Origin of the sequence: Acinetobacter sp. NIPH 542, assembly GCF_000369825.1 — a bacterium.
In the GTDB taxonomy this organism is placed as follows: Bacteria; Pseudomonadota; Gammaproteobacteria; order Pseudomonadales; family Moraxellaceae; genus Acinetobacter; species Acinetobacter oleivorans.
In genome coordinates this window covers 46572-59491 of sequence record NZ_KB850209.1, presented here as the reverse complement: position 1 = coordinate 59491, position 12920 = coordinate 46572, and the positions used below count along the sequence as shown (strand labels likewise).

The window sequence follows — 12920 nt, the reverse complement described above, 5'->3', positions numbered from 1 at the left end:
TTGTAACCAACAACGAAAAGAAAAACTCTCCATTGTTTCTACATCTTTATTATCTAATCTTTAAGCCATCAGTAAACACAACATTAAAAGGCTTTAAATATGAAAATGACGGCAAAAATTGCATTATTCAGTGCGGCAATTGTAACAATGGGAAGTTTAGCGGCGTGTCAATCGACAACTCAACCACCAAAGCCAGAGCGTGGAATGATGCAAGATGGCCCACGTGAAGGCCACCACCGTATGAAACATCGTGAGTTCACACCAGAACAAAAAGCGGCATGGGAACAGCACCGTGCAGAACGTCAAGCTCGCTTTGAACAAATCCAAAAAGCATGTGATGGTAAGGCCAACGGACAAGCAGTAAATGTTCAAGTTGGAGATAAGACACTTGAAGGTACTTGTAACCTTCGTTTTGAACCAAAACGCCCTCAACCACCAGTTAACGCCCCTGCTCCTGCATCAGCTCAAGCAAAATAATTCTAAAAAATCATAAAACAAAAGGCGCCTATAGGCGCCTTTTGTTTATACATAACTGTTTACGATTTTGACTATTTGTATCATATAAACATAACCAAAAGTGTTTACACTCAAAGCACTTAGCTAGTTTAAGCATTTTTTTCTTGACTTTGCAGTCACAAAGTAAAGGTCCTGAGGTGCTTGTGCAGTTATGCAAGTTGTTGCACGATGTAATAGTCCAAGGTGCCTCATGGCACATTCTCATAGATTAAGATTATAACTCTGGTTTCACCAGTATTGAGGAACCCGATATGCCACAATACAAAGCGCCCTTACGTGATATGCAATTCGTTTTGCATGAATTATTAAATGCTGAAGAACACTATGCAAAATTACCTGATTTCCAAGGTAACGTAAGCCGTGAATTGGTTGATCAATATTTAGAAGCTGCGGCAGACTTTTGTGAAAATGAACTTTCTCCTTTAAACCAAGTTGGCGACCGTGAAGGTTGTACTTGGAATGATGGCGTAGTTACCACTCCAACAGGCTTTAAAGAAGCTTATCAAAAATATATTGAACTTGGCTTTCCGTCTTTATCAGCAGAAGAACAATACGGTGGTCAGGCTTTACCTAACTCTTTAGGTATTGCAATTTCTGAAATGGTTGGTACAGCAAACTGGTCTTGGGGTATGTACCCTGGCTTGTCTCACGGAGCTGTACGTACATTAGAACATCATGGTTCTGATGAACAAAAAAATACTTATTTACCAAACCTTGTTTCAGGTGTTTGGACAGGTACGATGTGCTTAACTGAATCTCATGCAGGTTCTGACTTAGGTATTATCCGTTCTAAAGCAGAACCAAATGCTGACGGTAGCTATGCAATTTCTGGCGAGAAAATCTTTATCTCTGCTGGTGAACATGACATGGCTGAGAACATCATCCATATCGTTCTTGCTCGTTTACCAGGTGCGCCAAAAGGTACCAAAGGTATCTCATTATTCATCGTTCCTAAATTCCATGTAAATGCAGACGGTACTGTGGGCGAGCGTAATGCGGTTCGTTGTGGTTCTATCGAGCACAAAATGGGTATTCATGGTAACGCGACTTGTGTCATTAACTTTGACCAAGCTAAAGGTTACTTAATCGGACCTGAAAACCGTGGTTTGAACTGTATGTTCACCTTCATGAACACAGCACGTATTGGTACTGCGGTTCAAGGTTTAGCAGCATCTGAATCATCTTTCCAAGGTGCGTTAACTTACGCAAAAGAACGTTTAGCAATGCGTTCGCTTTCTGGTCCTAAAGCTCCAGAAAAAGATGCAGACCCAATTATCGTTCACCCTGCTGTTCGTAACATGCTTTTAACTCAAAAAGCATTTGCTGAAGGCGGTCGTGCACTTGTTTACTTACTTGCTCAATATGCTGACATCGTTGAAAAAGGCGAAACAGAAGAAGAGCGTAAGTTTGCTGACAACATCTTGTCTTTATTGACTCCAATTGCAAAAGCATTCTTAACTGAAACAGGTTCTGAGTCTGCTAAGCACGGTGTTCAAGTCTTCGGTGGTCATGGCTTTATTTCTGAGCATGGCATGGAACAAATCGTACGTGATACACGTATTTCATGTTTGTATGAAGGTACAACCGAAATTCAAGCACTTGATTTGTTAGGCCGTAAAGTATTGCAAACTCAAGGCGCAATGCTAAAAGACTTTACCAAAATTGTTCACAAATTTGTTGAAGCAAATAAAGACAACGCTGCCATGAAAGAATTTGTTGAGCCGCTTGCAGCTCTTAACAAAGAATGGGGCGATCTCACTATGCAAATTGGTATGCGCGCAATGCAAAACCCAGATGAAGTAGGTGCTGCTGCTGTAGATTACCTCTACTTCTCAGGTTATATCACTTTAGCGTATCTATGGGCTCGTATGGCACTTGTTGCACAAGAGAAATTAGCAGAAGGTACTACCGATGTTGATTTCTACAATGCAAAAGTTACAACTGCTCGCTTCTACTTCAAAAAAATCTTGCCACGTGTTCGCTCACATGTTGATGTGATTGCAGGTGGCCTAGATCCATTGATGTCATTAGACGCTGAACATTTCGCTTTCTAACCATAGTTAGTTGCGATATGCAATGTTAAAAAACAAAAAAGGACTGCTCAGTTTTGACGGTCCTTTTTTTATAAAATCAATGATAAATTTACACTTTAAATTCCATATCCATTTCGTTTTACAGGATATCTAGCACAGGCCAATGTGCACAAAAAAGGTGAACGATTATGCCAATTTACAATGCTCCTTTAGCTGATATGAAATTCATCTTAAATGATGTATTTAAAGCAGAACAATTTTGGCAGTCTAATGAGAAACTCGCTCATGTAGATGCTGCAACAGCTGAAGCAATTTTAGAAGAAATGGCTAAATTTGCTCAGAACGTGACTCATCCATTAAACCGTACCGGTGATGAAGAAGGCGCTCGCTATGAAAACGGTGAGGTGTTCACACCAGCTGGTTTTAAAGATGCATTCCGTCAATATGCAGAAGGTGGTTGGATTGGCTTAGGTGCCGATGAAGAATGGGGCGGTCAAGGCATGCCAAAAATGCTCACCGTTCTTTCTGATGAAATGTTATTTGCAACTAACCCATCATTTATGCTCTACCCGCTTCTTTCTGTGGGTGCAGGCATGGCTTTAAACAGCTATGCATCTCAAGAACAAAAAGAAACTTACTTACCTAAGATTTATTCAGGTGAATGGTCGGGCACGATGTGCTTAACCGAGCCACATGCGGGTACTGACTTAGGTATTATTAAAACCAAAGCAGAACCTAATGAAGATGGTACTTATAACATTACAGGTACTAAAATCTTTATCACTGGCGGTGACAACGATTTAGCAGAAAATATCATTCACTTGGTACTTGCTAAAACTCCAGATGCTCCTGCTGGTTCACGCGGTATTTCTTTGTTCATCGTGCCAAAGTATTTGGTGAACGAAGATGGTTCATTAGGTGAACGTAACCTCGTTGGCCCAGGTTCTATCGAACACAAAATGGGGATTAAAGCGTCTGCAACTTGTGTGATGAACTTTGACGCAGCAAAAGGTTACCTTGTTGGTAAAGAAAACGAAGGTCTTGCTGCCATGTTCGTTATGATGAACTATGAACGTTTATCTATGGGTATCCAAGGTTTAGGCGCATCTGAATTTGCTTATCAAAATGCAGCGCAATATGCGACTGACCGCTTACAAGGTCGCAGTGCAACTGGTGTTCAATCACCAAATAAACCTGCTGACAGCATTTTAGTCCATGGTGATGTTCGTCGTATGTTGTTAAACGTACGTGCAAACAATGAAGCATCACGTGCTTTTGCAGTCTATGTTGGTCAACAGCTCGATATCACTAAATTCTCAACTGATGCTGAAGCTGTGAAAAAAGCCAATAATCGCGTTGCGCTTTTGACACCAATTGCTAAAGCTTACCTCACAGATACCGCATTCCAAGCAACTTTAGATGCTCAGATGGTGTTTGGTGGTCACGGTTATATTCGTGAATGGGGCATGGAACAATGTATTCGTGATCTTCGTATTGCTCAAATCTACGAAGGAACGAACGGCGTTCAGTCTCAAGATTTAATTGGTCGTAAAACCATTAAATGTGGCGGTGCGTTTATTGCTGAATACATCACTGAAATTCGTGACTTTGCAAATGACTTAGATACCGATTTGAACTTCATTAAAGATGCAACTTTAGATGCTGCAACTGAAATCGAAGCAATCACTCAGTTTATTATTGAACAAGCTGCTGAAAACGTAGACTTCCCGAATGCTACTGCTGTTGATTATCTACATGCAGTTGGTTTACTCAGCTTCGCTTATATGTTTGCGAAAATTGCGGCAGCAGCAAAAGATAAGTCTGGTGATTTCTACCAAAACAAACTTGCTTTAGCTCAATACTTTGCTGATCGTATCTTGCCGGATATTGATGCACGTATTGCTAAAATTAAAGCGGGTTCTGACTTAATTATGGGCTTCAGTGAAGACTACTTTACGAATCAAGCTTAATTAAATTCTTTATGAAAAAGCGTCTGAATATTCAGGCGCTTTTTTATTTTGTATTTACTATTTCCATTGGCATGAAATTTGTTTAATTTCTAAACATTAAGAAACAAACAAAAGATCTTACTATGCCTGATCCTAAAAAATACGAGCGAATACTTGACCGTTTTGGTCATTACGCCGTAGAAGCCTTCCACTATTTAGCCCTGTTTATTATTGGATGTATGGTGGCTTGGTCCGCAGCCAATACTGTTTTTGAAATTTTGACTGTCAAAAAGTATGCTTCAATTGATGATATTTTATTATTATTTATATACTTAGAACTTGGCGCAATGGTTGGAATTTACTTTAAAACCAATCATATGCCTGTACGCTTTCTTATTTATGTTGCGATTACGGCCTTAACTCGCCTACTCATTTCAGATATTCAACATGACCATAAAGCGGATATCGATCAAGTCATTATTACGGGCTCGATTCTTATTTTAGCTCTTTCTATTCTGGTGGTTCGTTTTGCATCTTGGAATTATCCTTCAGTGATGAAAGAGAAACATGCAAAAACACCAACACCTTTAAAGCCCCCTCAGCCTCAAGATGATGAATTAGCATAAAAAAATGGCCTCAATATTGAGGCCATTTACATATTCTATATTTCAAAATTAACGGACACGATAAATTTGGTGTTTTGAGTCTACGAGTAAATATTGATTCGGTGTTTTAACCCAACGGTATCCACGTGGTGGCTCATACAAACGATGCGATCTCCAGTCTGAAACATAATAGCGACTATTGCGGTATTCTGCTGGAACACGATCGCCACGTTTAAATGCTACATATCGACCATAGTGCTTACCGCGATCGGCATTTGACCACTGTGGAGCGCGATGATCATTTCGGTAGTCATGATGGCGGTCATCACGATGCTCATATCGATCATAGTTTTTACCATGATTATTGTCCCAACGATGACTTGTATCGGCCATCGCAGTAGCTGACATACCCAACATTAATGTTGAAAGTACAAGAACGATTGGCTTTTTCATGACCTATTTCCTTTTATCTTGATCTGAAGCTAGATTAAAAGAGAGTCAAGGAGAAACCATGAATAAAACAGCTTTGATTGATATTGTTTGTAATGACTATAAAGAAAATATGAAGAATCTGTATCTGTGCTACCATTACCATTTTTCAAACTAGGTCAATTGCTGTGTCTGAAATCAGTTTTGAACGTCTTCATCAATTTTTTTGCAAAGTTCCAACCGTACAAGAAGCCCGTATCATGGCTCATGGAGCAGACGGCGAACATGCTTGGTGGTTTAAGTTCAGTATTGATGTAGAACATCCGCTAGCATGGCAAACAGTTCAAGAATTAGGACATGTTTTAAACTATTTATCGACGAATGAACGTCTACCGACTTTATTCTTCCCTGTTTCTCCACCACCATACATGAACGGTGAAGCAAAAGACTTTCTATCGTGGATTATTCAGTGTAACCATCCTGAATTTAACCCAGATGTGGTCTGTGACTGGCTTGAGGCTCGTTTACCAAATCCTGTAGATGATGAGTCGCAGTGGAAAATTAAGACTGATTTGAGTGAATTAGAAAAGTTAGATGATAAGACGTTGGATCAGTTGATTCCTCCAGCGCCTTAAAATATTCAAAGTTTTATTCTCTTTTTTAATTAGCACGACGGAGTCTTACCGCTTTAAGTTCTAGTTGTAGTAGCCAATTCGTTACTTTGGTTTCGCCCAAAGTAACCAAAAGCATTTATCATCCACAAAACCTGTTCACTGTTTTCGCTTATCTAATTTTATTGCAAAAACAATTTAATCTCAGATTTCGCTCAGGTTGTGGATGACTCTAGGAACAAGCCAATTTTTGGAAAACTCCAAGGCTGTTCTCCTTAGAAAGTCGACAATCCTGACCATTCCATAAAACGATAAATCCAATACTTCACTTTAGACTCATCTGCATACTTCGAGTAATCCACGCTCATCTGTCTACCTTGTAGGTTTGACCAAGAGGTATTGAAGTAATCTTGCGCATCTTTAAAGACTTGATCTTGAACTTTACCCACAACCAGCATATCTGTTTCAAGGTTGTAATTTTTTAAATTACGGGCTGTAAAATTAGCAGATCCCACAATTAGCTCAGCGTGTTGGGCGTTATATTTCAAAATCATTTTGCTATGGTTCTGCTCACCATGTGTGTCACACCAACGGATTGGAATACCCGCAGCATGTAGCTCTGAAGCAACTTGTCGGTTAGGAATACCATTCTTTTGTCGGCCAAATGCATCTTTATTTGGATCAAGTAAAACTCGGACAATAACCCCTCTATCTTGAGCACTTTTTAGAGCCTGAATAATCTTGCGTTCAGATAAATAGAACATACTTAAATCAAGATGCTCTTTAGGCTTAGCCGAGTTAATCAATTTCAATACAGATTGATAAATCGCCCCTTCAGTTAACACCTGAACTTGAGGTTTGGTTACGTCTTTTTCAAAGTCACCTAAAATGAGCGATGGAGAACTACTACCTGACATTCGCGCAACCGCGGCTTCAGATTGTAAAACATCTGCCGCTGTCGCTCCTGTTACAACTAATGCAACATTTGAGTGTCTAGAACTACCATCATGCGGATTTGCTGAAGTCACTAGTGACTTCCAACCTGCATCGGTATCGACGACTACAGTTTTACGGTGATTCGCCTTAAAGTTAAATAAGTTCAAATAACTGCGCAGTGTAATTTTTTCATCACCGAATGGATTTGGCAACCAGCCTTTTTCAGGGTTATTTCCAACATTCTGACAGCAGATGTACCATAAGCCTGACCAGAATGGATTAGAAGCACGTAAAGGAGCTAAATTGGTTTCAATCACATCAACACCCGCTTGACGTAACTGACGATAATGTTCAGGGCTTAAACCACCATATACTGAGTTAATCGGGTCAGTAATTAATACAATCTGGATTTGGCGATTTTGTCTTTTTTTACTGACTAATGCATCGGTTAACTCTTGCATTAATGGCCTTTGTTTCAGTTTTGAGTCACCCACTTCTGAATTAAACAAGAACATATCAACCACAACTGTGGTTTTTGCCTCATCAATCATTTTCAAGATTTCATCAAAGATATGCTGATCAACCTGTTGTTGCCCTTTTGCATCAAGGTAGGTTTTATCTGCTAAAAATTTGACATCGGCATGTCTAAGCTTGCCACTAAAGTTAATCCCTTGCGGCAATGGTTTTACTGTGTGGTAAATTGCCGATGCAATATATGCAATAGCAACAACGCAAAGTAATATCGCCATATAACGACGCCCTGACCAATTTATTTTTTGATGAATTCGTTGAAAAATACGCATAAAAAAGACCTAACTTGATGGTTTCAAATTAGGTCTTTTGGATTGATTTTTCAAGTTTAGTTTCGTGTTAAAGCCTTAAAAACTAAAATCAACACCTACAGTAAAATTACGTCCAACTTGTGGAATATTTGATAAGAAAGATGCATGTTGATAAACCGTGTCATCTAACAAGTTATTCGCTTTCATATAAACACGATAATCTGTTTTTGCACCATATTGCCCAGAATATGCCACCCCAAGATTAAGCATGTTATAGCCTTCAGTTTCGGTCTCGTAAGCTGCGATCTTGTCTTGGTTAAAGACATGATAATACTCAGCAGAACCACTAAAACCATCACCAAAATCTGCGTCGACTTTAGTACCTAAACGTCCTGCTGGAATACGCGGGGCATTACCTTCTGCATCAATTTTACCGCGTACATAATCACCAAAAGCACTGATCTTATACATTGGGGTAATTTGATAACCAATTTCACCCTCTGCACCATAGAAGCGTGCTTTATCTTGAGTGTATTGGACTAAACGGAAGTCTTTATAACGGTCAAGGGTTTGTGCATAGATGTAGTCATCAAACCAGTTATGGTAAACATGAAGATGGTAATCAAGTTTGTTATTATCAAAATGCAAACCTAACTCAACATTATTGGATTTTTCCTTACTGAGTTGATCACTTCCTAACTCATAAGTATTTGTCGCAAAGTGTCCACCATTTGCATATAACTCTTGAGCTAAAGGTAAACGTTCCTGATGTGAAGCGACAAAAGAAAGTTTGTAGTTCGGTGCAAACTCCCAATTCGCAGCACCTGCGTAAGAAAATGCAGAGCCATCAAAATCTTGTTTAGAGTTATCGTCTACATCAACTTCTTGCTGATCTGCACGTGCAGAAAGCTCAAAGTGTACGTCTTTCCATTGCTTATGTTCTAAAGCAAATACACTCCACTTCTTGGTAGTGGTCGGTGCCATAAAGGCTTCTTCGCCAGTTAAATTCAGTTTTTGCTGACCTAACTGTGCACCGATCACCCCTTCCCAACTTGCAATTGGGTTGTGTACTAACTCAACACGCCCGTCATAGCCTTTGTTTTGGAATCGGGTTGCAATTGCTCCCTCTTCAATTTCGTCATGTTGATAGTCGGTATAGCTCGCTTGTGCACGTAACTTTTGGAAGCCTGCAAACGGATCATTTAACTCAGTTTTAAAATCATAACGCTCAGATTTTAAGTCAATCCATGGACCGCCATGTTCGTGATCATGAGCTTCTTCATCACTATGTCCTTCATGGTCATGATCTCCACAATGCAAACTCAGATCATCTACATGGCAGGTTTCATATTCATGACTATGCCCCGGTAAGCCATATTGATCGCGACGGTTGCTATAAGAAATACCTGTATAACCACGGTCATAAATCCAAGACAACCCAACGTTAACTGAATCGCCCTGAGCAAAAGTATTGTCTACACGGCGCTCTTTTTCACCTTCATGAATATAATTTGGCGCAATGTAGTTATTCGCATCACGTGTTAACCCCTCGACACGTAAAGCAACCTGGCTACCCAAGCCAACAGTTACTCCAGCACTCGCCAGTTTTTCATCACTTCCAGTGTTATAACGTAAGCCAACTTGTCCTTCATAACCATTTTCAGGCATTTGCGTAGGGATCTTGTTATCAATTACGTTGACTAAACCGCCAACTGTTCCAGCACCAAACAGTAAAGTTGAAGGACCTCGAATCACTTCCACTTGCTTGGCAAGCACAGGATCTACAGTTACCGCATGGTCAGGAGACAAGGTCGAAACATCAATATTTTCTGATGAATTTTGGAGTACTTTAACGCGTGGTCCATCTTGCCCACGAATCACTGGTCGACTCGAACCAGCCCCAAACTGATTAGCATAAATTCCCACTTCACTACTGAGTGCATCCCCAATGGTAGCAGCGCCTTGCGACAGATGCTTTTGATCAACAACAGTATCTGCCACAGCAAAATCTTGTGAAGTTTGCTCAAGTGGATGAGCCTTAATTCGAATAGTTTCTAACTTTTCAACATTTTCACTTTCTGCTGCAAACGAAGGAACGGATATGACAGCTAAAATGGATAAGGTCAAAATATTTTTATAAAACTGCATTGGATGTGTCCCGAATCACGATATGTTTTATTTTTGTTATATTATAACATTTCGTTTGTTTTGCAATAAAAAACATTTCTGATTCGACGATTAGTTAGACTGGTCAACTAAATGATGTGAGTAATTTTTGATTTCTAATGCCTTTTACCATCTCTCATGCCGTTATAGCTCCTCCCTTATCTAAGCTTAGTCAAAACACTTTACCGATTGCCGCGTTAGCCATTGGGAGTATGACACCCGATCTTTACCGCTTATTTACAGTTCAGTCCAGCATGCTGACGCACCAATGGAAAGGTCTGATTTATCCCAACCTTGCATTAGGCCTCGTCTTTTGTGCAGTTTGGTATTTTCTTTATCGCCCAGTGGTGTACCGTTTTTTTGGTGTACAACATGATCTTGGCCTCAGCTCTTTAAAACGTATTTTAATATTTTTTATTGGAGTTATATTTGCACTCATTGTCGGTATAGCAACTCATCTAATTTGGGATGGTTTAACACATTCAGACTTTCGAACGTTTGTATTTAAAGATGTTTTAGCGACAACTATTCATTTTTTGGGTCATCCCTACCCTTTGCATCGTCTTTTACAACTTGGCTCCTCTGCTCTTGCCTTACCTTTTCTTGGTTGGATGGGTATTCACTATTACCAGCGCTACAAACAACACTGGAAAGTAGATAAAAAAATTAAAATTTTCGCGTGGTCTCTGTTTATTCTATCTACAGTCTTAGGCTTATTTTCATTTTGGGATTATGCACGTTACATCCCTCATGAAGTTTGGCATGCTGATACCTATTATTTTACGGGCCGTTCTATCAATGAGTTTATGCAAGGTTGGTTAAGTACTTTTAGCTTAGGATGCTTATTATTCTTGTTTTTAGATCGGCAACAAAGAATGGGATGAATCACAAAATTTGCTGCCAAATTGCTCATTTTCAGGTTAATTTCCGCGGTTTTTTGATCTAGTTCTTGTGGCAAACCATGCAACAGGGCATAATCGAAAACTTATTTTTTTGACGGTGCGCGGTTTACGCATCCGTCTTTTCAGCCAATATAGTTTGGATATTTTTCATCATGATGCGAACTCATTACTGTGGCTCTTTAACTGAAGCCCAAATCGACCAAACCGTTACACTATGCGGTTGGGTACATCGTCGCCGTGACCATGGCGGTGTTATTTTCCTTGATATGCGTGACCGTGATGGTCTCGTTCAAGTGGTTATTGACCCAGATACTCCAGAAGCATTCGCAACTGCAGATAAAGCACGTTCTGAATATGTATTAAAAATTACAGGTCGTGTTCGTCGCCGTTATGAAGGTACTGAAAATGCCAACATGGTGAGTGGTCAAATTGAAGTTTTAGGTAAAGACATCGAAGTTCTTGCCGCTTCAGAAACACCTCCATTCCCTTTAAATGATGAAAATACCAATATTTCTGAAGAAATTCGTTTGAAATATCGTTTCTTAGATATTCGTCGTCCTGAAATGTTGGATCGTTTACGCTTCCGTTCTAAATTGACCAATCTTATTCGTAACTATTTCGAAGATAATGGTTTCTTAGACGTTGAAACACCTATTTTGACACGTGCAACTCCTGAAGGTGCGCGTGACTACTTAGTACCAAGTCGTGTACAAAATGGTAGTTTCTATGCACTTCCACAATCACCACAATTATTCAAACAATTGTTGATGGTGGGTGGTATTGATCGTTACTACCAAATCGCGAAATGTTTCCGCGACGAAGATTTACGTGCTGACCGTCAACCAGAATTTACTCAAATCGACGTTGAAACATCGTTCATGAGTGACGATGACATTATGGACTTAATGGAAGTCCTTACTGTGAAGATGTTCGATGAACTTCTTGGCGTTAAATTCGATAAATTCCAACGCATGACTTACGCAGATGCAATGCGTGACTATGCATCAGACAAACCTGATATGCGTATTCCGTTGAAACTTGTTGACGTTGCAGACTTAATGCAAGAAGTAGAGTTCAAAGTATTTGCAGGTCCTGCAAAAGACCCTAAAGGCCGTATTGTTGCTTTACGTGTTCCAGGTGCAGCATCATTGCCACGTAGTGCAATCGATGAATACACTAAATTCGTTGGCATCTATGGTGCAAAAGGTTTGGCTTACATCAAAGTTAATGAACTCGCTAAAGGAATTGAAGGTCTTCAATCTCCAATCGTGAAATTCATTGAACCGATCGTACTTGAATTGTTGGCACGTGTTGGTGCGCAAGATGGCGATATCGTATTCTTTGGTGCTGATAAAGCTAAAGTTGTAAATGATGCAATGGGTGCTCTTCGTGTGAAGATTGGCCATGATTTGAATCTTGCAACTTGTGAGTGGGCTCCACTTTGGGTTGTTGATTTCCCAATGTTTGAAGAAACTGACGATGGCAAATGGACTTCTGTTCACCATCCATTCACTCTACCAAAATCAAGTGTAGAAGAAGTGAAGAGCAATCCAGGTGAAGCACTTTCTGTTGCTTACGACATGGTATTGAACGGTACTGAAGTTGGTGGTGGTTCTCTACGTATTTATACATTAGAAATGCAAAAAGCGATTTTCGAAGCGCTTGGTATTTCTGATGAAGAAGCAGAAGAAAAATTCAGCTTCTTATTAAATGCACTTCGTTACGGTGCTCCTCCTCACGGTGGTTTGGCATTTGGTCTTGACCGTTTAGTAATGTTAATGACTGGCGCGACTTCTATTCGTGACGTTATTGCATTCCCTAAAACTAAGACTGCTGAATGTCCACTTACTCAAGCTCCTGCTCCTGTTGAAGCAAATCAGCTTCGTGACTTGGGCATCCGCTTACGTGAAAAACCAAAAGCTGAAGAATCTAAATAATTTTTTAGATTTTCAAATTAAAAAACCCTGCTTATGCAGGGTTTTTTATTAAGT

Annotated in this window: 10 protein-coding genes; 7 read left to right on the top strand and 3 right to left on the bottom strand. The window is 39.8% G+C overall.

Annotated elements, in window-relative coordinates:
- The first annotated feature begins 99 nt into the window (after positions 1–99).
- The 4 genes from F886_RS18530 to F886_RS18515 all read left to right on the top strand — a co-directional run bounded on the left by F886_RS18530 (position 100) and on the right by F886_RS18515 (position 5124).
- The gene (locus F886_RS18530; protein ID WP_005309618.1) at positions 100–477 is read left to right on the top strand and encodes a hypothetical protein; all 378 of its coding nucleotides are present in this window, start codon (positions 100–102) and stop codon (positions 475–477) included.
- A 290-nt stretch (positions 478–767) separates the two neighbouring features.
- Entirely contained in the window at positions 768–2570 is a 1803-nt protein-coding gene (locus F886_RS18525; RefSeq protein ID WP_004789135.1) for an acyl-CoA dehydrogenase C-terminal domain-containing protein, read from the top strand.
- Between the two features lie 167 nt (positions 2571–2737).
- Positions 2738–4519, top strand: a complete 1782-nt coding sequence (locus F886_RS18520) for an acyl-CoA dehydrogenase C-terminal domain-containing protein (protein ID WP_005309615.1) — start codon at positions 2738–2740, stop codon at positions 4517–4519.
- 122 nt (positions 4520–4641) lie between these two features.
- Positions 4642–5124, top strand: coding sequence for a phosphate-starvation-inducible protein PsiE (locus F886_RS18515; protein ID WP_005309613.1), 483 nt, complete (start codon positions 4642–4644; stop codon positions 5122–5124).
- A gap of 48 nt (positions 5125–5172) precedes the next feature.
- Here F886_RS18515 and F886_RS18510 read toward each other — a convergent pair whose 3' ends face one another.
- Positions 5173–5556, bottom strand: coding sequence for an RcnB family protein (locus F886_RS18510; protein WP_005309611.1), 384 nt, complete (start codon positions 5554–5556; stop codon positions 5173–5175).
- A 164-nt stretch (positions 5557–5720) separates the two neighbouring features.
- On the opposite strand from F886_RS18510, the gene F886_RS18505 reads away from it, so the two are divergent.
- The gene (locus F886_RS18505; protein ID WP_004789125.1) at positions 5721–6167 is read left to right on the top strand and encodes a hypothetical protein; all 447 of its coding nucleotides are present in this window, start codon (positions 5721–5723) and stop codon (positions 6165–6167) included.
- Positions 6168–6418: 251 nt separating this feature from the next.
- On the opposite strand, the gene F886_RS18500 is transcribed toward F886_RS18505, so the two are convergent.
- Together F886_RS18500 and znuD are read right to left on the bottom strand one after the other, a co-directional pair.
- Positions 6419–7882: a phospholipase D family protein gene (locus F886_RS18500; protein WP_005309607.1), complete on the bottom strand. Its 1464-nt coding sequence runs from the start codon at positions 7880–7882 to the stop codon at positions 6419–6421.
- A gap of 75 nt (positions 7883–7957) precedes the next feature.
- Positions 7958–10009, bottom strand: coding sequence for a zinc piracy TonB-dependent receptor ZnuD (gene znuD / locus F886_RS18495; RefSeq protein ID WP_005309604.1), 2052 nt, complete (start codon positions 10007–10009; stop codon positions 7958–7960).
- A gap of 137 nt (positions 10010–10146) precedes the next feature.
- On the opposite strand from znuD, the gene F886_RS18490 reads away from it, so the two are divergent.
- Positions 10147–10911, top strand: coding sequence for a DUF4184 family protein (locus tag F886_RS18490; RefSeq protein WP_005309601.1), 765 nt, complete (start codon positions 10147–10149; stop codon positions 10909–10911).
- A 170-nt stretch (positions 10912–11081) separates the two neighbouring features.
- A complete protein-coding gene (gene aspS / locus F886_RS18485) occupies positions 11082–12866 on the top strand; it encodes an aspartate--tRNA ligase (protein ID WP_004789117.1) in 1785 nt (594 codons plus the stop codon).
- Positions 12867–12920 lie beyond the last annotated feature (54 nt).